A 25,031-nucleotide genomic window follows, 5' to 3' on the forward strand; every position below is an offset into this window, starting at 1 on the left:
CGGCCGCGGTGGGCCGACGGCCTGAGCGACGTCTCCATCGCCGGCGACCCGCTGGCCTTCCCGCACCTGGGCCGCACCGACCTGCCCGCCCACCCCACCACCGTCGCCGGCCACGCCCGGCTGGTCCGCGAGATCGCCGCCGACCGCGCCCGGTGGGAACCGCTGGTCCGCTTCGACGCCCTCACCCGCTGGTACGCCCGGCTGGAGACCGGCCCCGGGTACGAGGTCTGGCTGCTCAGCTGGCTGCCCGGCCAGTCCACCGGCTTCCATGACCACGGCGACTCCTCCGGTGTCATGACCGTCGTCCAGGGCGAGCTGGTCGAGCGCTCGCTCACCGCGGCCGGCGACGGCGCGCGCACCCTGCGCCCGGGCGGGCGGCGGGTGTTCTCCTCCGGGTACCTGCACGAGGTGGTCAACGCCTCGCTGGAGCCCGCCGTCTCGATCCACCTCTACACGCCCGGCCTGACCGAGATGACCCAGTACGCCGCCGCGCAGCCCGAGCAGCAGGCGCAGCCGCAGGCCTCGGCCCTGGCCGAGCGCCGCGCCGCCGCGCAGTCCGCGGCACACTGACGCCTCGTCCGGCTCTGGCAGGATGGGCGCATGCGCATCGTGGCACTGGCAGGCGGGATCGGCGGAGCGCGCTTCCTGCGCGGCCTCAAGGACGTCGTCTCCCCGGAGGACGAGATCACCGTCATCGGCAACACCGGTGACGACATCCACCTCTTCGGGCTGAAGGTCTGCCCCGACCTGGACACCGTGATGTACACCCTCGGCGGCGGCATCCACGAGGAGCAGGGCTGGGGCCGGGCCGACGAGACCTGGTCGATCAAGGCGGAGATGAAGGAGTACGGCGTCGGCCCCGAGTGGTTCGGGCTCGGCGACCGCGACTTCGCCACCCACCTGGTACGCAGCCAGATGCTCACCGCCGGCTACTCGCTCAGCCAGGTCACCGAGGCGCTCTGCGTCCGCTGGCAGCCGGGCGTGCGACTGCTGCCGATGAGCGACGACCGGGTGGAGACCCACGTCAGGATCACCGACGCGGACGGCACCCGGGCGATCCACTTCCAGGAGTACTGGGTCCGGCTGCACGCCGCCGTCGACGCCGAGGCGATCATCCCGGTCGGCGCCGACACGGCCAAGCCCGCGCCGGGCGTGCTGGAGGCCATCGCGGCCGCCGACGTGATCCTGCTGCCGCCGTCCAACCCGGTCGTCAGCATCGGCACCATCCTCGCGGTGCCCGGCATCCGGCAGGCCGTCAGCCAGGCGTCCGCACCCGTGGTCGGGCTCTCCCCGATCATCGGCGGCGCGCCGGTGCGGGGGATGGCCGACAAGGTGCTCGCCGCCGTGGGCGTCGAGGCCACGGCGGACGCCGTCGCGCTGAACTACGGCGGCAGGGCCGCGCAGCGGGCAGGCTCCGACGAGGGTGGGGCCGGGCGGGCGGCGGGCCTGCTGGACGGCTGGCTGGTGGACACCGCCGACCAGGACGCGGTCGCGGCCGTCGAGGCGGCCGGGATCCGCTGCAGGGCCGTGCCGCTGCTGATGACCGACGCCGAGGCGACGGCGGCGATGGCCCGCGCGGCGCTGGAGCTCGCCGAGCAGGTCCGGGTATGAGCCTGCACGTCCTGCCGGTCACGGGCCTGCCGGAGATCGAGTCCGGCAGCGACCTCGCCGAGCTGATCGCCAAGGCCGGCGAGTTCGAGGACGGCGACATCCTGCTGGTCACCTCGAAGATCGTCAGCAAGGCCGAGGGGCGGCTGCTGCACGCCGCCGACCGCGAGGCCGCGATCGACGCCGAGACGGTCCGGGTGGTCGCCCGGCGCGGGCCCGCCCGGATCGTCGAGAACCGGCACGGCCTGGTGATGGCCGCCGCCGGGGTGGACGCCTCCAACACCGCGCCCGGCACCGTCCTGCTGCTGCCCGAGGACCCGGACGCCTCGGCCCGCGCACTGCGCGCCGCCCTCCAGCAGCGGACCGGCCGCCGGCTGGCCGTCGTCATCACCGACACCTTCGGCCGGCCCTGGCGCCAGGGCCTGACCGACGTGGCGATCGGCGCCGCGGGGCTGGCCGTCCTGGACGACCACCGCGGGCGCACCGACAGCCACGGCAACGAACTCGCACTGACCGTCACCGCGACCGCCGACGAACTCGCCGCCGCCGCGGACCTGGTCAAGGGCAAGGCCACCGGCACACCGGTCGCCGTCGTCCGGGGTCTGGCCGGGCTCGTCACCGCCGAGGACGGCCCCGGCACCCGCCCGCTGATCCGCCCCGCCGCCGACGACATGTTCCGGCTGGGCACCTCCGAGGCGCTGCGCCAGGCCGTCACCCTGCGCCGCACCATCCGCGCCTTCACGGGCGAACCGGTCGATCCCGCGGCCGTCCGCCGGGCGGTGGCCGCCGCCGTCACCGCGCCCGCGCCGCACCACACCACGCCCTGGCGCTTCGTCCTGCTGGAGACGCCCGAGGTCCGCACCCGGCTGCTGGACGCCATGCTCGCCGCCTGGCAGCGTGATCTGCGCGAACTCGACGGCTGGGACGAAGCGAAGATCGCCCGCCGCACGGCCCGCGGCAACGTCCTGCGCGACGCCCCGTACCTGGTCGTCCCCTGCCTGGTGATGGACGGCTCGCACGACTACCCGGACGAGCGCCGGGCCGCCGCCGAACGCGAGATGTTCACCGTCGCCATCGGCGCCGCGGTGGAGAACCTGCTGGTCACCCTCACCGGCGAGGGCTACGGCTCGGCCTGGGTCTCCTCCACCATGTTCTGCCGCGACACCGTCCGCGCCGTCCTCGACCTGCCCGCCGGCTGGGACCCGATGGGCGCCATCGCCGTCGGCCGCCCCGCCGAACCCCCGCGCGAGCGCCCGGCCCGCACCGCCGACACCTTCATCACCGTCCGCTGAACGCCCCGGGGTACGCGGCGGGTGGTCAGCGCCCGCGGCGGACGTCCGCTTCTTGACGTCCGCTTCTTGACGTCCGGCCCGATCGCGTACGGATCCATCGGCGTGGGTTCAGCGCCGCCGGTGGTCGTTCGGGGCCAGGCGGGGGCCGTAGCGGGGCGCATGGCCGGAGGTGGCGAGCAGCAGGCGGCAGACGCGGTGGCGCTGCGGGCGGTAGGGCTCCAGCAGGGCGAGCATCTGGGCGTCGTCGCTGCGCGGGCGGCCGGCCAGCGCCCAGCCGACCAGGTTGGGCAGGTGGTAGTCGCCCACCGACACCGCGTCCGGGTCACCGTTGCTGCGCTGCAGGGTCTCGGCGGCCGTCCAGATGCCGACGCCCGGGACCGAGGTCAGCCGGGCGAAGGCGGCCTCGTGGTCCAGCGCGGCGGCCTCCTCCAGGCGGGGGGCCAGCCGCGCCGCCCGGACGACGGCCGCCGAGCGCCGCGGGTCCACCCCCGCGCGGTGCCACTCCCAGCTGGGCACCATCGACCAGTCCCGCGCGGACGGCGCCACCCGCATTCCCTCGGCCGGCCCCGGGGCGGGCGCCCCGAAGTCGCGCAGCAGCACCCGCCAGGCCCGGTACGCCTCGTCGGTGGTGACCTTCTGCTCCAGGATCGCCGGCACCAGTGACTCCATCACCAGGCCGGTCCGGCCCAGCCGCACGCCCGCGGTGCGCCGCTGCGCCTCGCGCAGCGCCCCCGGCGGCAGCACCAGCGCGCCCGGGTCGTCCTCCGCACCGAGCAGTACGGGCAGTCGCTCCAGCAGCCAGTCGGCGCCCGGCCCCCAGGCGGACGCCTCGATCTCGCCCTCGGCCGGGCGCGCGAGCACCCGCAGCGTCCCGATCCCGCCCGGCGTGCGCGAGCAGCGCCAGAGGGCGCCGTCGCCGGTCGTCCGGTAGGAGGGGTCGCCCGGCCCGCGGCGCAGCGGCAGCAGGGTGCGGGCCAGGTCGAGCGGGAAGCCGGGCCGCCAGCGCCGTACCGCCTCGCCCGCCACCGCCACGCACCTCCTGCGCCGTACCGCCCCGCCTCCGCTGTACCGTCCAGCCCGGGTCGCCGACCATGGACATATGAACGATACGCGGCTACCGGAGCTCTCCACCGCCGACGAGGGCGCGGTGCGCGCGCTCTACCACCGGGTGCTGGAGGGCTGGAACGCACGCGACGGCTCGGCCTTCGCCGGGCCGTTCGCCGAGGACGGGGTGGTGATCGGCTTCGACGGGAGCCGGTACGCGGGCAGGTCGGCGATCGCCGCCGAGCTGAGCCGGATCTTCGCCGCCCACGAGACCCCCGAGTACGTGGCCAAGGTCAGGCACGTACGCCCGCTGGCCCCGGGGGTGGCACTGCTGGAGGCGGTGGCGGGCCTGGTGTCGGACGACAGCGCGGACCTCGATCCGACGCTCAACGCCCTGCAGACGGTGGTCGGTGTCAACCACGGCGCCGGCTGGCGGATCGCCCTGCTGCAGAACACCCCCGCCCAGTACCACGGGCGCCCGGAGGTGGCCGAGGCCCTGACGCAGGAGCTGCGCGCCCTGCTGAGCCGGGCCCCCGGGCCGGCCGCCTGATCGCGGCCGGCCCCGCCGCGTTCAGCTGCGGCCCTGCAGGTGTGCCGCCCAGACGCGGATGTCCCCCAGGCGGGCGTAGAGCGCGCTGCCCGGGCACTCGGTGGCGAAGCCGTCCCGGTGTCCCGAGATGGTGTTGAAGGTGACGGTGGTGCCGGCGGGGTAGCGGCTGCCGGAGGAGCCGGAGACCAGGGTGGTCTCACCGCCGGCGTCCTGGCCGGTCAGGCCGAGCTTCCAGGCCGCGATCTTGGAGACCCCGTCCGCCAGCGGCTGCGGCACCGTCCCGGAGATGAACGTGCCGAGCGCGGCGACGCCCGCGGAGTTGGTGTTGAAGCCCAGGGTGTGGGCGCCGAGCACCGGGTTGGCGACGCCGCCGGCCCGGCCCTCGTAGATGGTGCCGCACTTGTCGACCAGGAAGTTGTAGCCGATGTCGCGCCAGCCGTTGGTTTTGACGTGGTAGGTGTAGATCGACCTGATCATGGCCGGTGAGTCGCTGCACGCGTAGTCGTTGGTGGTGTCGGTGTGGTGGACGAAGACGGCCTTCACCTGACCGGTGTAGACGTAGCCGGGCTCGCGGATCGACTCGTCGGCGCCCCAGCCCGAACGGGTGACGATGCCCGGCCGGGGGGCCTCGTTGTCGGCCGGGGTGCCGCTCTCGGCGGGCAGATCGCGCGGGGCACCCGCGGCGACGCCCGTGCCCGGGTCGACCAGCTCGGCGCGCAGCCCGGCGGGCAGGGCGCCGCGGCCGGGGGTGACCTTGACGGCCACGCCGTCGCTGGGCCCGGTCCACAGCGGGGCGGTTGCGCCCCGGGTGCCGGGGCCGGTGTGTTCGGCCGCCTCGGGGTCGGGAGCGTCGTCGTTGTCGGCGGAGAGCTGGTGCCAGTCGCTCCACACGCCGGTGGCGGCGTCACGGGTGCGGACCTGGACCACGCCGCCGTCCAGGTCGGCGCGGGGGTCGTCCCAGCTGACGCCGACGAGGGTGAACGAGCCGGTGGTCCGCGGCTCCAGGGTGCGTTCGCCGGTCGCGGAGCGCTGCTGCGAGGTGCCGATGGCGATGGTCGTCACGCCGCCGGCTCCCGTCGATATCGCATGCCGCGCCGTCAGGTCGGCCCCCGCGCCGGAGGCGGCGGGTTGAAGGATCAGGGCGGCGGTCGAGGCAGCCCCGAGGACGGTCAGAATCGAGAAGTCCATAAATGGGATATTGGCGGCAAATCAATTGTGACGCCACGCCAGGCGCAGTCGGCCGACACCCGCCGGACACCCCTCCCGGTGGCCACCCCCGAGGCCGTAGGCTGGGGCGCACCATGACTGCGCCATTCGCTGCCGATGCCCGCACCCCCGTCGAGCTGCTGCACGCATACCTGCGAGGCGGCACTCCCGCTGCGGACCCCTCACTCCCGCTGGTGACCTTCTACGACGACGCGACCGGCGAGAGAGTCGAGCTCTCCGCCCGGACCTTCGACAACTGGGTCGCCAAGACCGCCAACCTGCTCCAGGACGAGCTCAACGCGGGGCCCGACGACCGGGCCGCCCTACTGCTCCCGGCCCACTGGCAGAGCGCCGTCTGGCTGCTCGCCTGCTGGTCCGTCGGAGTGACGGCCGCCCCCGGCGGCGACCCGGCCGAGGCCGACCTGGTGGTCAGCGGGCCGGACGGGCTGGAGGCCGCACAGGCCTGCTCCGGCGAACGGGTGGCGCTCGCGCTGCGCCCGCTCGGCGGCCGCTTCCCGCAGCGCCCGGACGGCTTCCTGGACTACGCCGCCGAGGTGCCCGGCCAGGGCGACCGCTTCGCGCCGTACTCCCCCGTCGCGCCGGACGCACCCGCGCTGGAGACCGAGGTGGACGGCCTGCCGCTGAAGCTGACCGGTGAGCAGACCGTCCAGCTGGCCCGCGAGGGCGCCGTACGGCTCGGCCTGTCGACCGGCGACCGGGTGCTCTCCACGCTCTCGTACGAGGACTGGGCCGGACTGGAGGCCGGGCTGCTGGCCCCGCTGGCGGCGGGCGCCTCGGTGGTGCTGTGCCGCAACTCCGACTCGCTGACGGCCACTCAGTGGGAGAAGCGGCTGGAGTCCGAACGGGTGACTCTGCGCCTGGGGTGACCCCGGCGGCCCGGCCGGGCGGGTAGGGATCCCTGCCATGGCCGAGGACGATGACACCCGGAACTCCCCGACTGAGCGCACTCCCCCGACCAGCCAGGACGACACCCCGACCACCCAGGACCCCCCGGGCGGGCACGGCCCGCCCGGGGACACTGCGACCAGGACCGGGCGAAGGCGCCGGCGGTGGCTGCCGATCACCGCCGGCGCCCTCGCCGTCCTCCTGCTCACCTGCGGTGCGCTGCTGTGGATCGCGTACCGCAAGCTCGACGGCAACATCGAGACGGACACCGCCACCGACCGGCTGCTGGCCCGCCTGGAGGCCGACCGGCCCAGCCGTACGGCGGGCGCGCAGGGCGTCGAGAACATCCTGCTGATCGGCAGCGACGACCGGACGGGTGCCAACACCGGTTACGGCGTGGCCGGCGGCCAGCGCTCCGACACCACGATCCTGCTGCACATCGCGGCGGACCGACGGCACGCGACCGCGGTGAGCATCCCCCGCGATGTGATGGTCAGCGTGCCGGTCTGCGAGCTGCCGGACGGCACCCGTACCAAGCCCCGGCTGGTCCAGTTCAACTCGGCGTTCGAGACCGGCGGCGCCTCCTGCGCGATCCGCACCGTGGAACAGCTCACCGGCATCCGGATCGACCATCACATGATCCTGGACTTCTCCGGCTTCAAGGCGATGGTGGACGCCGTCGACGGGGTGGAGGTCTGCGTCCCGAACGCGATCCACGACCGGGACGCCAAGCTCGACCTGCCCGCCGGGCGGCAGATCCTGCACGGGGAGCAGGCCCTGGGCTACGTCCGGGCCCGGGAGAGCCTGGGCGACGGCAGCGACACCCAGCGGATGGGGCGTCAGCAGCAGTTCCTGGCCTCGCTGATCCGCAAGGTGCAGTCGCAGGGCGTCCTGCTCAACCCGACCAAGCTGTGGCCGGTGCTGGACGCCGCCACCTCCTCGATCAAGGCGGACTCCGGGCTGTCCTCACTCGGCTCGCTCTACGACCTCACCCAGGACCTGCGCGCCATGCCGGCCTCCGATGTGGTCTTTCTCACCGCACCCCGCCGCCCGTACCGGCTCGACAACGACCGCGACGAATTCGTACAGCCGCAGACCGCACAGCTGTTCACGGCGCTTCGAATGGACCGGCCGATCGCCGTCCGCGCCCCCGTCGCGCCCCCCGTGAGCCGCCCGGGCTCCGGCCCCGGCCCGAGCCCGGGCGTCGGCGCGGGACGCGGCACCAGCACCCCCGACGGCTCCGCCGACACGGCCGCCGACACCGCCGCATACCGGGTCACACCAGGGCCGACGTCGGTTCCGACCGCCTCGCCGACCTTCGAGGGCCGGACGGCCGACGTGGACGCCTGCGCCGCCCAGTGACCAAGATTTGTGCACATAGCAAGAGCTCCGACAAATCGTCAGCCTGCCGCCGCGTAATCCCCGAATGGGTAAGCGGGTTGACGCTCGGATGCCATTCCACGGGAATTGCCAGGGCTTTGTCCGAATTGCCCGGAGTAAAGGGATGGCCGCGATCACAGTACGGTCAATGCCCCCGCCGGGCTCGTCTAGGGTGTCCGGGTCGGCCGCAATCCGCGCGCCGCCCCGACACCGGCCGGACGGAGGCAACCCGTGCAGGACACCCCGCAGGAGGTCGACCCCGCCGACCAGTGGGTGCTCGACCCGGACACCGGGCAGTACCGCCTCGACCTCGGCAGGACCGTACCCGACCCCCGCCGCGCGCCCGCCGGGCCGGTACCGGCCGCCGGGCCCTCCGCTCCCGTACCGGGTGGTGGACGTGCCGCCCGGCGCCGCGGCGCGCCCGCCGGGCGGGGCCGGCGGCGGGCGCTGAAGTGGACGGCGGGCGTGGGCGCGCTGGTCCTGGTCGCCGGCTGCGGCGGGGCGTTGTACGCGTACCAGCACTTCAACAGCAACATCACGGCCGTCAAGGTGCAGCTGGGCAGCGAGTCGGAGCGTCCGCAGCCCGCCGGGGACGCGCTGAACATCCTGGTGCTCGGCACCGACAGCCGGGAGGGCCTGGGCAGCTCGTACGGCGACGAGGGCAGCACCGGGCACGCCGACACCACGCTGCTGTTCCACATCGCCAAGGACCGCAGCAACGCGACGGTGATCAGCATCCCGCGCGATCTGATGGTGCCGATTCCCGAGTGCCAGAGCGGCCGGAAGACGATCCCGGGCGAGGCCCGCGCGATGTTCAACACCAGCCTCGGCCAGGACGGCCGCGACGCCGGCTGCAGCTGGAAGACCGTCGAGAAGGTGACGGGCATTCGGATCGACCACTTCGTGATGGTCAACTTCGAGGCGGTCAAGAGCCTGTCCACCGCGGTCGGCGGGGTGGAGGTGTGCGCCGCCAAGGACATCAACGACCCCGACTCGCATCTGCGGATGACCCGCGGCAAGCACGTCGTCCAGGGTGACGAGGCACTGGCCTTCGTCCGCACCCGGCACGCCGTCGGCCTCGGCGGCGACCTGACCCGCATCCCGCTCCAGCAGCAGTTCATCAGCTCGATGATCCGCAAGATGAAGAGCGGCGACACCCTGACCAGCCCGACCAAGGTGTGGAACCTCGCCGACGCCGCCACCAAGGCGCTCACCGTCGACTCGGGCCTCAACAGCGTGGACAAGCTGAAGGACCTCGCGCTGGACATCAGCAAGGTGGACACCAAGAACATCACCTTCGCGACCGTCCCGGTGCTCGACGACCCCAGGGACGAGAACCGGCTGGTGCTCAAGCAGCCCGACGCCGGACAGGTGTTCTCGCTGATCGCCGCCGACCGCTCGCTCACCGACTCCCCCGAGCCGGCCGCCGGCTCGGGGGAGCCGACGGGCGCGCCCTCCGCCGGCGCCCCGTCCGCGGCGCCTTCGGCCGCGTCGTCGACTGCACCGTCGGCCGCCGCCGTGGACGCCAAGGACATCCGGGTCACCGTCCGCAACGGCAGCGGGGCCCCCGGGCAGGCCCAGAAGACCGTGGACCGGCTCCAGGCGCAGGGCTTCACCCGGGCCGCCACCGCCGCCAACGCGCCGGCCACCGCCACCAGCACGCTCTCCTACCCGGCCGGCCGGGCCGAGCAGGCGGCCGCGCTGGCCGGCGCTCTGGGGCTGCCGGCCGGCGCGATCAAGCAGGACGCCCGGGCCGGGGCCAAGGACCCTCTGGTCCTGGTGCTCGGCTCGGACGCACCGACCGCCGGCGCCTCCTCCTCCACACCGGCGGTCACGGCCGCGGAGGCGCCCAAGGACCTCCAGCGGGTCCAGGCGGACGACACCGACATCTGCGCCAAGTGACTGGTACCCGGCAGTGCTGATCATGCGACACGGCTGACGCGCACCGGGCCGGGGGCCCTGGGCCGGGCCGGGTGGCCGCTCACCGGCTGGGCGTCAGCACCCCGTCCTGTTCCAGGTACTCCTCCCCGGTGCGGGGACAGCACCAGCGCCCCTCCCCGGCCGGGATCAGCGGTTCACCGGCCCGGCCCACCCACCTGATCCGCCTGGCCGGCACCCCTGCGACCAGCGCGAAGTCCGGTACGTCGCGGTGCACCACCGCACCGGCCGCCACCAGCGCCCAGCGGCCGACCGTCACCCCGGCGACCAGCACCGCCCGCCCGCCGATCGAGCAGCCGTGACGCAGCGTCACCCCCCTGGCGTGCCAGTCGCCGCCGCGCTTGAGCCTGCCGTCGACGTCGACCGACCGGGGGTAGAGGTCGTTGGTGAGCACCGCGGCGGGGCCGACGAAGACACCGTCCTCGATCACGGCGGGCTCGTAGACCAGGGCGTGGTTCTGCAGTTTGACGCGGTCCCCGATCCGGACGCCGGGCCCGACGTAGGCGCCGCGGCCGATGACGCACTCGGAGCCGATCACCGCGTCCTCGCGCACCTGGGCCAGGTGCCAGACCGTGCTGCCCGCACCGATGCTCGCCCGCGCGTCGACGTCCGCGCTCGACTCGACACGTGCGCTCCGCCCGTCCTGCGGCCCGTCGGTCGGCTCGCCCCGCCCGTCCCGTCCGCCCTCGGCTGTCCCCATGGGCCAGAAGATAGCGCCCGGCCGGCCGGCCCGGCCGGGAAACGGCGAACCCCCTCCCGGGCGGGGAGGGGGTTCGGCGCTCGGTGGTTCGCGGGTCGCCCGGGGCGTACGCGGGCGGCCTCGGCCGACCTCGGCCAACGGCCGGCCTTGGTCAGCCGGCGTGGGTCAGCCCGACTCGCCCACCGGGCTCAGCCGCGCCGGCGAGCTGCTGCCGATCACCTTGCGGGCCAGCGAGCGAGGGGAGGTGAGGAAGCCGAAGCCCCAGCTGAGATGCATGGTGGCGAAGGCCACCGGCAGCTGGGCGCGGGCCTTGAGGGACAGGCCGCGACCCTCGACCACCGCTCCGCCGAGGATGCCGAGCAGGTACGCGGCCGGCAGCGCCAGGAAGGCCGGGTGGACGGCGCTGAGCGCCAGGCCCAGCAGCACGGCCAGGAAGGCGGTCGGCGGGGCGAGGTAGCGCAGGTTGACCGAGCCCCGGTGGTAGCGGGTCACCACCCGGCGCCAGCGGCCGTAGTCCTTGTACTGCTTGGCCAGCGCCCGCACGCTCGGGCGGGGGCGGTAGGTGACGCGCAGCTGGGGGGTGAACCAGATCAGGCCGCCGTCCTGGCGGATGCGGTAGTTCAGCTCCCAGTCCTGGGCGCGGACGAACTCCTCGTTGTAGCCGCCGAGGCGCTCCAGCACCTCGCGGCGGAAGACCCCGAGGTAGACGGTGTCCGCCGGGCCGGCCAGGCCTCCGGTGTGGAAGGCCGCGTTGCCGACACCGATCTTGGAGGTCATGGCGGCGGCGACCGCCTTCTCCCACTCGGTCTCGCCCTCGGCGTACATGATGCCGCCGACGTTGGCCGCCTCCATCTCGCCGAGCAGCCGGACGGCGGTGGTGATGTAGCCCGGGGTCAGCAGGCCGTGCCCGTCGACGCGCACCACTATCGGGTGGCTGGAGCCCCGGATCGCCGCGTTCAGCCCGGCGGGGGTGCGCCCGGTGGGGTTGGGCACCGTACGGACCCGGGGGTCCTCGGCGGCCAACTCTGCGGCGATTTCGGCCGTCCGGTCGGTGGACGGGCCGAGGGCGATCACCACCTCCATCGGGCCGGCGTACTCCTGTTCCAGGATGTGCCGGACCGCGGTACGCAGGTGTCGTTCCTCGTTGAGCACCGGCATGATCACAGAGACCGCCGGCAGCTCCTCAGCAGCCTTGGTGTTCATCGAGGCCAACCGTACCGGTGCGGATGGGCTGCCGTCTTGTCCCGGTCTGGGTACCTCCCCGAACCCTCCACCGGAGGAACGTTTCGGCGGTCCGGGGTCACCGTACCCGTCGGGCCCGGCGTGCCCTCACCCGGCCCGGCCATCGGCGGCCCTACCATCCAGAGGATGCCCCTCCGCCCGAGCTCCGCAGCCGCCGAGCCCCGCCACCGCTGGGCCCGCCGGCTGGCCGGCGGCTTCGCGTTCGCCGTCCTCGCCACCTCGGGCGGCGGCTGGGCGGCACTGAACGGGCTGGGCCGCTCGATCGACCGGGTGGACGCGTTCAGCGGGGACCACGCCCGGCCGGCGGAGGACGGCGCGAGCACCTTCCTGGTGGTAGGCACCGACGACCGCGAGGGCATCCCGGAGCACACCCTGAAGGACGTGCTGCACGCGGGCGGCGAGTCCTGCCACTGCACCGACACCATGATGATCGTCCAACTCGCCGGCGACGGCGGCCGGGCCACCGTGATCAGCATCCCGCGCGACTCCTACGTGGACATCCCCGCCCACTGGGACGAGGTGACCCGCCGGCAGGTCCCGGCCGGCAAGGGCAAGATCAACGCGGCGTACGGCATGGGCGGCGCCCCGCTGGCGGTGCGCACGGTCGAGCAGAACACCGGCCTGCGGATCGACCACTACCTCCAGATCAACTTCCAGAGCTTCGTCTCCACCGTCGACGCCCTCGGCGGCGTCCAGGTCTGCACCGCCAAACCGCTGAAGGACGACTACGCGGGCCTCGACCTGCCCGCCGGGACCAGCACCCTGGACGGCGTGGCGGCGCTGAAGTACGTCCGGGCCCGGCATCTGGACGGCAGCGCCGACCTCGGCCGGATGCACCGCCAGCAGAGGTTCCTCGCCCAGCTGCTGCACCAGGCCACCACGGCCGGCACCCTGCTCAACCCGGTCAAGCTAGCCCGGGTGACCGACAGCGTGCTCAGCTCGGTCAAGGCCGACCAGGAGGTCACCGCGGACGAGCTGCTGGCCCTGGCGAGCCGGATGAAGGAGCTCTCGGGCGGCGACGCCGAGTTCGCCACCGTGCCGCTGGCCGACGTGGACAAGCCGGTGGCCGGCTGGGGATCCACGGTGGTCTGGGACAAGGCCGGCGCCCGTGCCCTCTTCGACGCCGTACGGGCGGGCCGGCCGCTCACCGGGCCGGCGGCGGGCGGTTCGCCCTCCGCAGCCGCGGCGGAGACGAGCGCGCCGGGGACGGCGGGGGCGAGCGGGCCGGCCGTCGCGCCCGGGCGGATCCGCGTCCAGGTGCTGAACGGCTCCGGGGCGGCCGGCCTCGGCGCCCGGGTGGACGGCGACCTGCGCCGGGCCGGCTTCGCGACCACCGGCACAATCGCCAACGCGAGCGGCCCGGTGGCCGCCCGGACGGTGGTGCGCTACGACCCGCGCTGGGACCAGTCGGCCAGGACGCTGGCCCTCGCACTGCCCGGCGCCGAACTCAACCCCGTCCCCGGCCTCGGCGGGACCCTCCAGGTCGTCGTGGGCGGGGACTACCAGGGCCTGGCCTCCCTCCCCGCCGTGGCGCCCTCCGCCGCGGCGGCCGCCCCGTCACCCGCCGCCTCCCCCTTCGCCTCCCCCTCGACCGCGCCGACCGCCTCGACCGCCGCCGAGATCGGCTGCCCCTGACCGCTCGGTCACGCCCGGCGGGACCCGGGCGTGACCGGGCGTCGCGAGCCCGGCCTGCGTGGCAGGGCGGTCAGCCGAAGAAGTGCGCCACGACGAAGACCACGTACCCCGTCAGCGCCAGCCGGTTGAGCAGCAGCTGGGGGCTGGCCAGGCTGTCCCGGCGCTCCGCCACCGGCCGCCGCCCCGGCAGTTGGGCCGCCGTGCCGATGGCCGCGGCCGCCGCCGCGGGGTCGTACGGACCGCCGAGGTGGCGGCTGAGCAGGCGGGCCGGCCGGCTGCCGATCTGCAGTTCGCGGCCGTCGGTGAGCTGTACCACCAGCCGGTGCCGGTGCACGGCCGCCGCGTTCACCCGCTGCCAGGGCACCCGGCGGCTGCTCAGCGCCGAGACCACGGCGACCCCGGCAGCGTCCACCTCGGCCTGCCAGCCGAGCGCCCCCGCCATGCCCAGGAAGGCGGGTATGCCGATCAGCAGCGGCTGGAGCAGGCCGCGCCACCAGGAGTCCGTCCCCACCAGCTGCACGGCCAGCGCCAGCAGCACCGCCACCAGCGGCCCGGCGGCGAGCCGCAGCGGCAGCGGCATCTCCCAGCGCTGCGCGGGGATCGGCGGGCCGTCCGCGGGCTGCTCCGCGACGGTCTGCGCGGTCAGGGCGGCGACGGCGAGCTCGTCCTCCAGGTACCGGCCGCGGCGGCCGCCGTGCTGCGGCATGACGGCGCGCTCGCGGCAGACCGCGGCGACCCACCCGGCCGCCGGGTCGTCCGCCAGCAAAGGGGGCCGCACCAGCAGCTGCGCGTGCGGGCCGTCGGGCCCGCCGTAGAGCAGCGCCCGCACCGGCCGGTTGGCCGCCTCCAGGACCTCGGCGGCGGCCTGCGGAGGCACCGCCCGGTCCACCGGAGCGGCGTCCTCGCGCGGCTCGTCCTCGCCCGCCCCGTCGTCCCCGTCCGCTCCTGCGAGCTCCTCGGCGTACAGCTCGCCCTCGTGCACCCACGCGGGGCGGTCGGGGTCGGGACCGATCCAGACGTAGCTCTCCTGCTCGCGCAGCCGCCACAGCGCCGGGTCGCCCTGCGCTGCGGCGTCCACCGGCTTGACCAGCAGATCGCCCTTGCCGTCCGGCTGGACGAGCACGCTCAGGGCCGGCGCGCCGGGCGCCGCGAAGCCCTGGCGGCTGCGTGCCGAGCCGCGGGCGGAGCCGAGCAGCAGTGTCCCGAGCAACGCCAGCAGGGCGCCGCCCAGCACCCAGTCGGTCGGGTTGTAGGGGACCCGCGCCACCTGGACCCAGTCCTCGCCGTCGACCAGCAGCGCCAGGTTCGCCCCGGGCTCGGGCAGCGGGCTCCACGGGATGTCCAGCTCGACGCTGCGCTGCTGGTGCGTGTCCGCCGGCTGGTAGCCGATCCTGGCGGTGGACTCCGCCTCGTCGACGGAGAGCACCACGCCCGGCACGGTGGTGGCCCCGGCCGCCCTGCGGTCGTACTCGTCCTGGCGGGCGAGGCCGACCAGGGCCAGCAGTACGGCGAGGGTGATCAGCAGCCAGCCCAGGATGCGCCGCCCCGGGCGGCGGCTCGGCGCGTCCACCGGGCAGGGCGAGCCGGCGACCGTCCAGGGGTAGGGCACCGCGGGGCCCATCAGGGCGTCGAGCTGTTGTCTGGCCCGGCGCCGGCCGAGTTCGGCGCCGATCAGTACGGCGGCGAGCAGCCCGTGCACGAGCAGCGCCGTCCAGCGGCAGATGTCGTTCTGCGGGCCGTCCGGCAGGTACCAGAGCAGGGTCAGCACGATTGGCGGCACGAGGGCGACCAGGCGGGGTCTGGCGAGCAGCAGGATCGCCTCGGCGATCACCGCGTAGGTGGCCAGCGCGCTGCCCCAGGACACCGGGCAGGGCCGGTCGGGGGCACAGATCGTCGCGGCGGGCTCCAGCGCGCCGGCGAGCAGGAAGAACGCCACCGGCACGAGGGCCGGCCACCGGCCGTCAAGTACCCAGACGGTACGGGCGGCGCGCCAGCCGGTGGCGGCCGCGGCGGTGAGCGGCGGTGCGGCGGGCAGGGGCGGTGAGTCCTGGCTGGGCATCCCGCGATGATCTCAGCCGCCGCCGCGCGCCTGGCGGGCGGGCGGCGGCGTCCGCCCGCCGGGGACGGGGTGGGGATGAGGATGGGACGGGGCGGGGACGCGGCGAAGGGGCCGGGTGCGTGTGCACCCGGCCCCTTCGCTCCCCCCGGAAATGCGGTCCGTCAGTCCGTCGCGATCGCCGCGAGGACGTTCATCCGGCCGGCCCGGAAGGCCGGCACCAGGGCGGCGATCAGGCCGATCAGCACGGCGGCGATCATGGTCGCCACGATGGTGCCGGTCGGGACCGCCAGGGTCTGCAGGCCCTGGTCCTTCAGCACCTGCTGGACGGTGATGCCCCAGCCCAGCCCCAGGCCGGTGCCGAGGACGGCACCGAACAGGGCGATCACCACGGACTCCAGCCGGATCATCCGGCGCAGCTGGCGGCGGGAGAGCCCGATCGCCCGCAGCAGGCCGATCTCGCGGGTCCGCTCGACCACCGACAGCGCCAGGGTGTTGACCACACCGAGCACCGCGACGACGATCGCCAGACCGAGCAGGCCGTAGATCATGTACAGCAGGGTGTTGATCTGCTGCTGGACGAGCTCCTTGTAGCCGGCCTGGTCCTTGATCATGAGCTGCGGGTACTCCTTGAGGGAGTCCTCCAGCGCGGTGAGCGTCCTGGCGACGTCGGCGCCGGCCTTGGCCTTGCCGAAGAGCGCCACGTCGAGCGGCTGGTCCGCGACCGGGACAGCCTTGGTGACGGTGTCGACGGTGGCCAGGAAGGCCCCCTGGAAGAGCGAGTCGCTCTTGGCCGTGATCAGGCCGACCGGCAGGGACTGGGTGCGGCCCTTGCCGTAGTCGACGGTGATCTGGTCGCCGAGCTTGAGGTTGTGGTCCTTGGCGAAGTTCTCGCCGACCGTGACCGAGCCCTGCTTGATGGACTCCGCCGTACCCGACTTCGCGGTGAGCCGGAAGTCGTCGGTGAACTGCGGTGTCACCGCCGAGATGCCGACGTCCTCGGTCTTCTTGCCGTCCGGCGTGGTGAAGACGGCCGGCAGGAACCTCTGCTCGACGATGTGGTCCAGGCCGGGGGTGTTCCGTGCGGCGTTGACCATCTCTGCGGTGAGACCGGTGCGGCCGCCGTCGATGATGTAGTCCGCGCCGACGGACTTGTCGATCTGGTCGTTGGTGGACTTGATCGCCGAGGAGGTGAAGACCGAGGCGCCGATCACCAGCGCGAGTCCGATCATCAGCGCGGCGGCGGTGGCGCCGGTACGACGCGGGTTACGCATCGCGTTGCGCTGGGCGAGCTTGCCGGACGGGCCGAACACCGCCGGCAGCGCCGCGCCGAGCACCCGGACCACGGATGTCGCCAGCAGCGGGCCGAGCACGACGAAGCCGACCAGGGTGAGCAGCACGCCCAGGGCCAGGAGCTGGCCACCGGTGCCCGCCGTGTCCGCGTTGGCCGCGAGCACCAGGAGGGCCGCGCCGCCGCCGGTGAGCACCACGCCGATGACGGTCCGCACCAGGGTGGAGCGGCCCTCGGACGGGTTGCCGTGGTCGCGCAGGGCGGCGATCGGCGCGATCTTGCTGGCCCGGCGGGCCGGTATCCAGGCGGCCAGCACGGTGATCAGGATCCCGACCGCGTACCCGGTGATCGGCACGTTCGCGCCGATGACCAGGTCGGAGGAGAGGTTCATCCCGGCGGCCTTCATCAGCCGGATCAGGCCGAGGGCCAGGCCCAGGCCCGCGGCGATGCCGAGCGTCGAGCCGATCACGCCGAGCAGCAATGCCTCGACCAGCACCGACTGGTTGACCTGCCGGCGGCTGCCGCCGACGGCACGCAGCAGGCCGATCTCCCGGGTGCGCTGGGCGACCAGCATCGAGAAGGTGTTGATGATCAGGAAGCCGCCGACCAGGAGCGAGACACCGGCGAAGCCGAGCATCGCCTTCTCCATGAAGCCGAGGAAGGAGCCGACGCCCTTGTTCTTCTCCTCCTTCTGCTCGGCCGCCGTCTTGACCTCGTAGCCGCCGCTCAGCGAGCCGAGCGCGTCGGCCTTGAGCTGCTCGTTGGACTTGCTTCCGTCGCCGAAGGCCTCGACGGAGGTGTAGGCGTTCTCCCCGAGCAGGACCCGCTGGGCGGTCGGGGTGTCCAGGAAGGCCAGCGCCGCACCGGGGTTGGTGGTCTTGAAGGTGGCGATGCCGGCGATGGTGAAGTCGTGCTTGCCCGCGTTGAGCACCCGCAGCTTGCTGCCGAGGCCCAGGCCCGCCTTCTTGGCGGTGTCGGCGTCCAACACGACCTGGTCGGAGCCCTGCGGTGCGTGCCCGGAGGTGATCTCGACCGAGTTGCGCGGGGTGTCCGTCCAGTTGCCGGTGATCGTCGGGGCACCGCTGGTCGGGCCGACGGCCTTGTTGGTGTCCGGGTTGACCAGGGTGGTGTTCTCGACGATGACTCGGCCGAGGGCGGTCTTCACGCCCGGCTGGGCGGCGACCTTGGCGACGGTGTCGACCGGCAGCGTGGCGGCCTTGCCGCGCTGGTCCTCGTCGTCACCGCCGATGCCGGTCTTGGCGGGCTGGACGGAGATGTCGGAGGCGGTCGAGGCGAACAGTCGGTCGAAGGTGCTGGTGGCGGTGTTGGAGAACACCAAGGTCCCGGAGACGAACGCGACCGAGAGCACGACGGCGATCAGCGAGAGCGCCATCCTGCCCTTGTGCGCGAAGAAGCTCCGCAGTGAGGTCTTGAGCAGCATGAGTCCGATTCCCCGCTCAGCTGGTGCGCTTGCCGTCGAAACGGCGCATGCGTTCGAGGACGGAGTCGGCGGTCGGCGCGTGCATCTCGTCGACGATCACGCCGTCGGCGAGGAAGAGCACGCGGTCGGCGTAGCTCGCGGCGACCGGGTCGTGGGTGACCATCACGATGGTCTGGCCCAGTTCGTCGACCGAGCGGCGCAGGAAGGTCAGCACCTCGGCGCCGGCCCGGGAGTCCAGGTTCCCGGTGGGCTCGTCCCCGAAGATGATCTCGGGGCGGGCGGCCAGCGCCCGGGCCACCGCGACCCGCTGCTGCTGGCCGCCGGAGAGCTGGGTCGGCCGGTGCTTGAGCCGGTCGGCGAGGCCCACCGTGCGGACCACCTGGTCCAGCCAGGCGGCGTCCGGCTTGCGGCCGGCGATGTCCATCGGCAGCGTGATGTTCTCCAGCGCGCTGAGGGTCGGCAGCAGGTTGAAGGCCTGGAAGATGAAGCCGATCTTGTCCCGGCGCAGCTTGGTGAGCTGCTTGTCCTTGAGGCCGGTGATCTCGGTGTCGCCGATCCAGATCCGGCCCTCGGACACCGTGTCCAGACCCGCCAGGCAGTGCATCAGGGTCGACTTGCCGGAGCCCGAGGGGCCCATGATGGCGGTGAACCGCCCGCGCTGGATGTCCACGTCGACCGCGTCCAGCGCGGTGACCCTGGTCTCCCCCGCACCGTAGGCCTTGGTCACCTGCCGCGCCGAGGCCGCCACGGCGGCCTCGCCGCCCGGAAGCTGAGGGTCGTACACGGCTGCTGCTGCCGTCGTCACTGGTGTCTCCTAGAAAGTGGCCCGCCCGTTGTACCCCAGCTTGGCCGCCGGCACCTGTCCCCCGACATGGTGTTGGTAGGTGTATCGACCCTGGGGCTAGCCCCACCCCCCGTTGCGTACGGGCGGGGATAAGGACCACGTTAGGAGCGCCCGGCGAGCAGATCGTCATCCGCCGGGAGGAAGCGGCCCGACCCCGGATGTACGGGCCGGGGGGCACCTCCCCCTAGGGGTTGGCGCCACTCCGGTCAGGGTCGGGGCGCTCCGACGGGCCGTCAGTGCACCAGCACCGGCTCGGTGCGCCGCTCGACGGCCAGCGCGAACGCCTCCACGACCGGCGTCAGCTGGGCGTCCGTCCCGAGCTCGATCAGCGTGCTGCCGTCCTCCCGGAGGCTGATGTGGCGGTCCAGGACGAACCAGCCCTGGGTGATGTGCCCGGCCCCCATCGAGCTGAGCACCGGGCGCAGCGCGTAGTCCACCGCGAGGACGTGCGCGGTGGAGCCTCCGGTGGCCAGCGGGAGGACGGCCTTGCCGGCCAGGGCGTACTGCGGAAGGACGTCCAGCAGGGTCTTGAGCAGGCCGGAGTAGGCCGCCTTGTACACCGGCGTGCCGATCACCACCGCGTCGGCACGCTCGAAGAGCTCCAGTGCGGCGGCGATCTCGGGGTGCGAGGTGTCGGCGGCGAGCAGGGCCTCGGCGGGCAGGCTGCGGACCTCGAAGGGCAGGACCGTGTGACCGCGCTCGGCCAGCAGGCCGTCGACGTGACGCAGCAGGCGGGTGGTGCGGGAGGTGCGGGAGGGAGAGCCGGAGACGGACAGGATGGTGGCCATGGAGTTCACCTCGGAGCAGGGCGGCGTCGCGGGGGCGCGCCGGGCAGGATGAGCGCGGGGGTGCGTGGGGGCGCTTGGGGGCTGAGCTGGGCGCGCGGGATGCGGATGCGCTGAGTGCGGCTGTACGGGGATCCGCGGGGGCGCGGGGTCGCCGGGAGCCGTGCCTCAGGGGCGTCGGCGGGGGGCGAAGGTGAAGGTCAGCGGCGGCGGCGAGCGGTCAGCCGCGACACAGCGAACAGGACACACGCTGAAGGTCGACGTGCCGCCGACGCGTGAGGGTCCATCGCTGTTCCATGGCGGTCATGCAAACACGCGGCGTTCCGGCAGGTCAAGGTTCGTTCCGCCCGGTGAAGATACGGCGGTACGATCCGCCCCTTGCATCAGGTCTGCTACAAGAGGGCTGGTGAGGACCCCGGGTGGAGTCACCGAGGCAGGCGTCGGGCATCCTCTCCCACATGAACACGTGGCAGGAGGGCCGCCCGAGCGGCGGTGGCAACCCGTACGGCGGCGACAGCGGCGGCACGTACGGGCAGAGCGGTGGCACGGCGGGCGAGCCGCCGCTGCCGGCCTCGTTGAACCCGCGCGGCCCCTCGGCGCCCTCGCCGCGGCGCCCCCCGCAGCCCGGCGGGCAGCCGGCCGCGGGCGCGCAGCAGCAGCCCTACGGGCAGCCGACGCCTTACGGCCAGCCCTCCTCGTACGGGCAGCCGGCCCGGCCCGGTGCGATCCCGCAGCAGGGGCCCGGGGCGCCGGTCGGCCCCGGCGGTGCGGGCGGCCCCGGCGGTCCGCGCGGTCCGATAGCCCCGGGCGGCGCGCAGCCGTCCGCCGCCCGCTCCCGCGGGCCGATGATCAAGCGGATCCTGAAGATCACGGCCATCGTGCTGCCGATCGCCCTGGTGGCGACCGGCGTGGGCACCTGGTTCTGGGCGGACTCCAAGCTCAACCACGAGAACGTGCTCGCCTCGTACCCGGGCCGGCCCGCCGAGGGCAAGGGCACCAACTGGCTCATCGTCGGCTCGGACAGCCGCAACGGCCTCAGCGACTCCCAGGAGGAGGACCTGCACACCGGCCACGCCGGCGGCAAGCGCAGCGACTCGATGATGGTCCTGCACATCGGGGACAACGGGAACACCCTGATGAGCATCCCGCGTGACTCCTGGGTGCCGATCCCCGAGCACACCGGTGACAACGGCAAGCCGGTGAAGGCCGTCACCACGAAGATCAACGCGGCCTTCGCGAGCGGCGGCGGCAAGCTGCTGGCGCAGACCGTGGAGACCAACACCGGCATCCACATCGACCACTACGCCGAGATCGGCTTCGCCGGCTTCGTCGGCATCGTGGACTCCATCGGCGGCGTGGAGATGAACATCGAGCAGGACGTCAAGGACAAGGACTCCGGCCTGGACCTCAAGGCCGGCACCCAGACCCTCAACGGCACCCAGGCGCTCGCCTTCGTCCGCCAGCGCCACCAGATGGCCGACCAGGACCTCGGCCGGATGCGCAACCAGCAGAAGTTCCTGGGCGCCCTCGCCAAGCAGGCCGCCTCACCGGTCACCGTGCTCAACCCGTTCACCCTCTACCCGCTGATCAGCTCGGGCCTCGGCACGCTGATCGTGGACGAGGACGCCGGCCTGACCGACCTCGGCTCGCTCTTCCTGGCCATGAAGGACGTCAACGGCGGCAGCGGCAAGAGCATCACCGTGCCGATCGGCAACCCCGACTTCCGCACCTCGACCGGCGAGTCGGCCGTGAAGTGGGACTCCGCCAAGGCCAAGCAGGTCTTCGACGCCTTCAAGAACGACACCGCGGTACCGGACGTCAAGTAGCGCCCACGCGACCCGCGACCCGCGACCCGGCTGCGCCGTACTCACCCGTACGGCGCAGCTTTCGCGCTCGCGCCGACACATTGCGCGACCGGGCGGTCACAATGTGCTGCATGTCTCTGATGACCTCCCTCATCTACCGCCGCCGCCACCGCGTTCTCGGCCGACTCGTCCAGGAGCTGCTGGCGCTGTACGGCATGGAGGTGCCGGCGGCCGCCGAGATCGGGCCGGGGCTGGCCGTGTTTCACCGCGGCTTCGGCACCGTGCTGCACCCGTTCACCACGCTGGGCGCGGACGTCACGCTCTACAACGGCGTCACCATCGGCCGCGCCGACCCCTGGGTCCCGCAGGAGCTGAGCCGGATGCGGCGGGTGGTGCTCGAGGACGGCGTGGTGGTCTGCGCCGGAGCGAAGGTCATCTGCAAGGAGGGCGTCCTGACCGTCGGCGCCGGCACCGTCATCGGCGCCAACGCCGTCCTCACCCGCTCCACCGGCCCCGGCGAGATCTGGGCCGGCGCCCCGGCCCGCCGGATCGGCCTGCGCACCCCGGTCCCCGCCCGCCGGATCGGCTGAGCCGTCCACTCGCCCGACGCCCGGCCCCCTCGCCCCGTCCCGGCTCGTTCAGGCGTCCTCGTTCAGACCCGGGCATGCGCAAGCCCCCGCGTCCGGAGGTGGACGCGGGGGCTTCGCGGGCACGGCCAGGGAGTCAGGCCTACGGCAGGTTGCGGGCCATGACGATGCGCTGGATCTGGTTGGTGCCCTCGTAGATCTGGGTGATCTTGGCGTCCCGCATCATCCGCTCCAGCGGGTAGTCGCGGGTGTAGCCGTAGCCGCCGAGGAGCTGGACGGCGTCCGTGGTGATCTCCATCGCGGCGTCCGAGGCGAAGCACTTGGCGGCCGCACCGAAGAAGGTGAGGTCACCGTCGGTGCGCTGGGACTTGGCGGCGGCCGCGTAGGTGAGCTGGCGGGCGGCCTCGAGCTTCATCGCCATGTCGGCGAGCATGAACTGGATGCCCTGGAAGTCGCCGATCGGCTTGCCGAACTGCTTGCGCTCCTTGACGTACGAGGCGGCGTAGTCGAGCGCACCCTGGGCGATGCCGAGCGCCTGAGCCGCGATGGTGACCCGGGTGTGGTCCAGGGTCTTCATGGCGGTGGCGAAGCCGGTGCCCTCGGCGCCGATCATGCGGTCGGCCGGGATGCGCACGTTGTCGAGGTAGACCTCGCGGGTCGGCGAGCCCTTGATGCCGAGCTTCTTCTCCGGCGCGCCGAAGGAGACGCCCTCGTCGCCCTTCTCCACGACGAAGGCGGAGATGCCCTTGGAACGCTTCTCGGGGTCCGTCACGGCCATCACCGTGTAGAACTCGGAGACGCCCGCGTTGGTGATCCAGCGCTTCACGCCGTTGAGGACGTAGAAGTCGCCGTCACGCACGGCGCGCGTCTTCATCCCGGCGGCGTCCGAACCGGCGTCCGGCTCGGAGAGGCAGTACGAGAACATGCCCTCGCCACGGGCCAGCGCGCCCAGGTACTTCTGCTTCAGCTCCTCCGAGCCGGAGAGCTGGACCGGCAGCGAGCCGAGCTTGTTGACCGCGGGGATCAGCGAGGAGGACGCGCAGACCCGGGCGACCTCCTCGATCACGATCACGGTGGCCAGCGCGTCCGCACCGGCGCCGCCGTACTCCTCGGGGACGTGCACGGCGTGCAGGTCGTTCGCCTGCAGCGCCTCCAGCGCCTCGTTCGGGAAACGGCCCTGCTCGTCCACCTCGGCCGCGAACGGGGCGATCTTCGCCTCGGCCAGCGAGCGCACCGCCTCCCGGAGCATGTCGTGCTCCTCGGTGGTACGGAAGAGGTCGAAGTCCGCTCCTGAGCTGCTCGCCATGATGCCTCGCTCGCCTAGTTAATTACTGTTAAGTAGATCCTAATTCTAGGGTTGAACACTGCCTAGGCCTGACGTGACATGCGCGACACCGTCAGCCGCTCAGCGGACGTCCGCACCCAGCGTGTCACCGGCCCGGTGTTCCCGGAAGTACTGCACCATCCGGTCGTTGCGCAGCGCCTCCCACAGCTGCGCGGCCGGCTTCTCGTCCAGCAGCACCACATCCTGCCCCGCGACGGTGTCGAAGCCGCCGAACGGCGCGTTCATGAAGCGAACGTCGTCCGCCCGCACCGAGCGCAGGCTCCACACCAGGTCGTACAGGTCGGAGTTGCCCAGCCGGTCGTCCACGCTGACCATCTCGCCCACCGACCGGAGCAGGGCGCCCAGCCGACCGGGGCTGGTCAGCGTGCCCGAGCTCATCACCTGGAGCATCAGCGAACGCAGGAAGTTCTGCTGGCGCTTGGTGCGGTCCAGGTCGCCGCCCGGCAGGCCGTACCGCTCCCGGACGTAGAGCAGCGCCTGGGCGCCGTCCATGTGCCGGGTGCCGGCCTCCCAGCGGCGGGCCTCGCCGACCGCCTCGATGGTGCGCGGGATGGTGATGTCCACGCCGCCGACGGCGTCGGTGAGCGCGCGGAAGCCGTTCCAGTCGATCACCGCGATGTGGTCGATCCGGATGCCGGTGAGGTTCTGCACCGTCTCGGTCATCAGCGCCGGGCCGCCCCAGGAGTACGCGGCGTTCAGCTTGGCCCGGCCGTGACCGGGGATGTCCACCCAGGTGTCGCGGGCCAGCGAGACCAGCGAGGCGCCTCGGCGGTCCTCGGACAGGTGCAGCAGCATCATGGTGTCGCTGCGGGCCGCGCCCTCCCGCCAGGCCGGGGCCTTGGCGCCGCTGCCGGTGGTGGCGGAGTCCGAGCGGGCGTCCAGGCCGACCAGCAGGAAGTTCAGCCCGCTGCCGGGCACCGGGCGCGGCTGCGCCGACTCCGGGACGCCGGGGAAGGCGTGCGGGATGCGGGCGACGGAGGAGGCGTAGTGCTCGGCCGTCCAGTAGAGGCCGCCGACCGCGGCGGCGGTCAGTGACAGCAGGGTGGCCAGGACCCAGCCGAGCACCCGCCGGGTACGGCGCCGGCGGCGGGCCGGGGCCGTACCCGGCCGGACGGGCGCCCCCTCCTCGTCCCCCTCGCCCTGGGCCTCGTCATCCCCCTCGGCGGCGCGGCCTTCGAACAGGCTGAGCCGGGCACGGCCCTCGGCGCCGCCCGGCGCGCGGGCAGGGCCGTCGGCCGCCGCAGCAGCCGGGCCGGGGGCGGTGGTGCGGAACTCGTCCGGCTCGTCCTGGATTTCGGCCTTCGGCTCCATGGGGGCATTGTGCCGACGGTCACACCGGGCCCGCCCGCCGCTCACGGATATTGCCGCCCGGCCCC

General features: G+C 73.5%; 21 protein-coding genes. 10 read left to right on the forward strand and 11 right to left on the reverse strand.

Annotation, left to right across the window (positions count from 1 at the left end; all coding sequences use genetic code 11):
* The first annotated feature begins 21 nt into the window (after nucleotides 1–21).
* The 3 genes from ACIBH3_RS12235 to ACIBH3_RS12245 are packed head-to-tail and all read left to right on the forward strand — an operon-like array spanning nucleotide 22 to nucleotide 2,900.
* Nucleotides 22–570 (forward strand): cysteine dioxygenase, encoded by a 549-nt coding sequence (locus tag ACIBH3_RS12235; protein WP_396312072.1) that lies wholly within the window; start codon nucleotides 22–24, stop codon nucleotides 568–570.
* Nucleotides 571–600: 30 nt separating this feature from the next.
* A complete protein-coding gene (gene cofD / locus ACIBH3_RS12240; RefSeq protein WP_396311869.1) occupies nucleotides 601–1,611 on the forward strand; it encodes a 2-phospho-L-lactate transferase in 1,011 nt (336 codons plus the stop codon).
* Complete coding sequence (locus ACIBH3_RS12245) at nucleotides 1,608–2,900, forward strand: coenzyme F420-0:L-glutamate ligase (RefSeq protein WP_396311870.1); 1,293 nt, start codon at nucleotides 1,608–1,610, stop codon at nucleotides 2,898–2,900. The genes cofD and ACIBH3_RS12245 overlap by 4 nt, the downstream gene beginning before the upstream one ends.
* A 108-nt stretch (nucleotides 2,901–3,008) precedes the next feature.
* Here ACIBH3_RS12245 and ACIBH3_RS12250 read toward each other — a convergent pair whose 3' ends face one another.
* Nucleotides 3,009–3,932: a DNA-3-methyladenine glycosylase family protein gene (locus ACIBH3_RS12250; RefSeq protein ID WP_396311871.1), complete on the reverse strand. Its 924-nt coding sequence runs from the start codon at nucleotides 3,930–3,932 to the stop codon at nucleotides 3,009–3,011.
* Between the two features lie 67 nt (nucleotides 3,933–3,999).
* On the opposite strand from ACIBH3_RS12250, the gene ACIBH3_RS12255 reads away from it, so the two are divergent.
* Nucleotides 4,000–4,494, forward strand: coding sequence for an SgcJ/EcaC family oxidoreductase (locus tag ACIBH3_RS12255; protein WP_396311872.1), 495 nt, complete (start codon nucleotides 4,000–4,002; stop codon nucleotides 4,492–4,494).
* Between the two features lie 21 nt (nucleotides 4,495–4,515).
* Here ACIBH3_RS12255 and ACIBH3_RS12260 read toward each other — a convergent pair whose 3' ends face one another.
* Entirely contained in the window at nucleotides 4,516–5,682 is a 1,167-nt protein-coding gene (locus tag ACIBH3_RS12260; protein ID WP_396311873.1) for a peptidoglycan recognition protein, read from the reverse strand.
* A 113-nt stretch (nucleotides 5,683–5,795) separates the two neighbouring features.
* Here ACIBH3_RS12260 and ACIBH3_RS12265 point away from each other — a divergent pair, with 113 nt between their 5' ends.
* The 3 genes from ACIBH3_RS12265 (at nucleotide 5,796) to ACIBH3_RS12275 (ending at nucleotide 9,888) form a co-directional block, all read left to right on the forward strand.
* On the forward strand, nucleotides 5,796–6,587 hold the full coding sequence (locus ACIBH3_RS12265; RefSeq protein WP_396311874.1) for a TIGR03089 family protein: 792 nt from the start codon (nucleotides 5,796–5,798) through the stop codon (nucleotides 6,585–6,587).
* A gap of 37 nt (nucleotides 6,588–6,624) precedes the next feature.
* A complete protein-coding gene (locus tag ACIBH3_RS12270) occupies nucleotides 6,625–7,968 on the forward strand; it encodes an LCP family protein (protein WP_396311875.1) in 1,344 nt (447 codons plus the stop codon).
* Between the two features lie 249 nt (nucleotides 7,969–8,217).
* Nucleotides 8,218–9,888 (forward strand): LCP family protein, encoded by a 1,671-nt coding sequence (locus ACIBH3_RS12275; RefSeq protein ID WP_396311876.1) that lies wholly within the window; start codon nucleotides 8,218–8,220, stop codon nucleotides 9,886–9,888.
* A gap of 79 nt (nucleotides 9,889–9,967) precedes the next feature.
* Here ACIBH3_RS12275 and ACIBH3_RS12280 read toward each other — a convergent pair whose 3' ends face one another.
* On the reverse strand, nucleotides 9,968–10,624 hold the full coding sequence (locus ACIBH3_RS12280; protein WP_396311877.1) for an acyltransferase: 657 nt from the start codon (nucleotides 10,622–10,624) through the stop codon (nucleotides 9,968–9,970).
* 165 nt (nucleotides 10,625–10,789) lie between these two features.
* Nucleotides 10,790–11,827 (reverse strand): glycosyltransferase family 2 protein, encoded by a 1,038-nt coding sequence (locus tag ACIBH3_RS12285; protein ID WP_396311878.1) that lies wholly within the window; start codon nucleotides 11,825–11,827, stop codon nucleotides 10,790–10,792.
* A gap of 165 nt (nucleotides 11,828–11,992) precedes the next feature.
* Here ACIBH3_RS12285 and ACIBH3_RS12290 point away from each other — a divergent pair, with 165 nt between their 5' ends.
* Nucleotides 11,993–13,501, forward strand: coding sequence for an LCP family protein (locus tag ACIBH3_RS12290; RefSeq protein ID WP_396311879.1), 1,509 nt, complete (start codon nucleotides 11,993–11,995; stop codon nucleotides 13,499–13,501).
* Between the two features lie 70 nt (nucleotides 13,502–13,571).
* Here the strand turns inward: ACIBH3_RS12290 and ACIBH3_RS12295 are convergent, their stop codons facing one another.
* From ACIBH3_RS12295 to ACIBH3_RS12315, 5 genes are all read right to left on the reverse strand, one after another.
* Nucleotides 13,572–15,560, reverse strand: a complete 1,989-nt coding sequence (locus ACIBH3_RS12295; protein ID WP_396311880.1) for a hypothetical protein — start codon at nucleotides 15,558–15,560, stop codon at nucleotides 13,572–13,574.
* Between the two features lie 161 nt (nucleotides 15,561–15,721).
* Nucleotides 15,722–18,289: an ABC transporter permease gene (locus ACIBH3_RS12300; RefSeq protein ID WP_396311881.1), complete on the reverse strand. Its 2,568-nt coding sequence runs from the start codon at nucleotides 18,287–18,289 to the stop codon at nucleotides 15,722–15,724.
* A gap of 16 nt (nucleotides 18,290–18,305) precedes the next feature.
* The gene (locus tag ACIBH3_RS12305; protein ID WP_396312073.1) at nucleotides 18,306–19,037 is read right to left on the reverse strand and encodes an ABC transporter ATP-binding protein; all 732 of its coding nucleotides are present in this window, start codon (nucleotides 19,035–19,037) and stop codon (nucleotides 18,306–18,308) included.
* A gap of 329 nt (nucleotides 19,038–19,366) precedes the next feature.
* Nucleotides 19,367–19,921, reverse strand: coding sequence for an NADPH-dependent FMN reductase (ssuE, locus tag ACIBH3_RS12310; protein ID WP_396311882.1), 555 nt, complete (start codon nucleotides 19,919–19,921; stop codon nucleotides 19,367–19,369).
* A 217-nt stretch (nucleotides 19,922–20,138) separates the two neighbouring features.
* Entirely contained in the window at nucleotides 20,139–20,225 is an 87-nt protein-coding gene (locus ACIBH3_RS12315; protein WP_396312074.1) for a putative leader peptide, read from the reverse strand.
* Between the two features lie 151 nt (nucleotides 20,226–20,376).
* Between ACIBH3_RS12315 and ACIBH3_RS12320 the strand changes: the two genes are divergently transcribed.
* Nucleotides 20,377–21,744, forward strand: a complete 1,368-nt coding sequence (locus ACIBH3_RS12320; protein WP_396311883.1) for an LCP family protein — start codon at nucleotides 20,377–20,379, stop codon at nucleotides 21,742–21,744.
* A gap of 110 nt (nucleotides 21,745–21,854) precedes the next feature.
* The gene (locus tag ACIBH3_RS12325) at nucleotides 21,855–22,313 is read left to right on the forward strand and encodes a serine O-acetyltransferase (protein WP_396311884.1); all 459 of its coding nucleotides are present in this window, start codon (nucleotides 21,855–21,857) and stop codon (nucleotides 22,311–22,313) included.
* Nucleotides 22,314–22,452: 139 nt separating this feature from the next.
* Here ACIBH3_RS12325 and ACIBH3_RS12330 read toward each other — a convergent pair whose 3' ends face one another.
* Nucleotides 22,453–23,616, reverse strand: a complete 1,164-nt coding sequence (locus ACIBH3_RS12330; RefSeq protein ID WP_396311885.1) for an acyl-CoA dehydrogenase family protein — start codon at nucleotides 23,614–23,616, stop codon at nucleotides 22,453–22,455.
* 99 nt (nucleotides 23,617–23,715) lie between these two features.
* Nucleotides 23,716–24,966 carry an LCP family protein gene (locus ACIBH3_RS12335; RefSeq protein WP_396311886.1) on the reverse strand — a complete coding sequence of 417 codons (1,251 nt, stop codon included), beginning with the start codon at nucleotides 24,964–24,966 and terminating at the stop codon, nucleotides 23,716–23,718.
* Between the last annotated feature and the right edge of the window lie 65 nt (nucleotides 24,967–25,031).

It is taken from the genome of Kitasatospora sp. NPDC050543 (assembly GCF_044457565.1).
Taxonomy (GTDB): Bacteria; Actinomycetota; Actinomycetes; order Streptomycetales; family Streptomycetaceae; genus Kitasatospora.

What these genes read in the sequence shown, in the direction of transcription:
- cofD (WP_396311869.1), top strand. Translation starts at nt 601, where the DNA reads ATGCGCATCGTGGCACTGGCAGGCGGGATCGGCGGAGCGCGCTTCCTG.
- ACIBH3_RS12245 (WP_396311870.1), top strand. Translation starts at nt 1,608, where the DNA reads ATGAGCCTGCACGTCCTGCCGGTCACGGGCCTGCCGGAGATCGAGTCC.
- ACIBH3_RS12255 (WP_396311872.1), top strand. Translation starts at nt 4,000, where the DNA reads ATGAACGATACGCGGCTACCGGAGCTCTCCACCGCCGACGAGGGCGCG.
- ACIBH3_RS12260 (WP_396311873.1), bottom strand. Translation starts at nt 5,682, where the DNA reads ATGGACTTCTCGATTCTGACCGTCCTCGGGGCTGCCTCGACCGCCGCC.
- ACIBH3_RS12265 (WP_396311874.1), top strand. Translation starts at nt 5,796, where the DNA reads ATGACTGCGCCATTCGCTGCCGATGCCCGCACCCCCGTCGAGCTGCTG.
- ACIBH3_RS12270 (WP_396311875.1), top strand. Translation starts at nt 6,625, where the DNA reads ATGGCCGAGGACGATGACACCCGGAACTCCCCGACTGAGCGCACTCCC.
- ACIBH3_RS12280 (WP_396311877.1), bottom strand. Translation starts at nt 10,624, where the DNA reads ATGGGGACAGCCGAGGGCGGACGGGACGGGCGGGGCGAGCCGACCGAC.
- ACIBH3_RS12285 (WP_396311878.1), bottom strand. Translation starts at nt 11,827, where the DNA reads ATGAACACCAAGGCTGCTGAGGAGCTGCCGGCGGTCTCTGTGATCATG.
- ACIBH3_RS12290 (WP_396311879.1), top strand. Translation starts at nt 11,993, where the DNA reads ATGCCCCTCCGCCCGAGCTCCGCAGCCGCCGAGCCCCGCCACCGCTGG.
- ACIBH3_RS12295 (WP_396311880.1), bottom strand. Translation starts at nt 15,560, where the DNA reads ATGCCCAGCCAGGACTCACCGCCCCTGCCCGCCGCACCGCCGCTCACC.
- ACIBH3_RS12300 (WP_396311881.1), bottom strand. Translation starts at nt 18,289, where the DNA reads ATGCTGCTCAAGACCTCACTGCGGAGCTTCTTCGCGCACAAGGGCAGG.
- ssuE (WP_396311882.1), bottom strand. Translation starts at nt 19,921, where the DNA reads ATGGCCACCATCCTGTCCGTCTCCGGCTCTCCCTCCCGCACCTCCCGC.
- ACIBH3_RS12315 (WP_396312074.1), bottom strand. Translation starts at nt 20,225, where the DNA reads ATGACCGCCATGGAACAGCGATGGACCCTCACGCGTCGGCGGCACGTC.
- ACIBH3_RS12320 (WP_396311883.1), top strand. Translation starts at nt 20,377, where the DNA reads ATGAACACGTGGCAGGAGGGCCGCCCGAGCGGCGGTGGCAACCCGTAC.
- ACIBH3_RS12325 (WP_396311884.1), top strand. Translation starts at nt 21,855, where the DNA reads ATGTCTCTGATGACCTCCCTCATCTACCGCCGCCGCCACCGCGTTCTC.
- ACIBH3_RS12330 (WP_396311885.1), bottom strand. Translation starts at nt 23,616, where the DNA reads ATGGCGAGCAGCTCAGGAGCGGACTTCGACCTCTTCCGTACCACCGAG.
- ACIBH3_RS12335 (WP_396311886.1), bottom strand. Translation starts at nt 24,966, where the DNA reads ATGGAGCCGAAGGCCGAAATCCAGGACGAGCCGGACGAGTTCCGCACC.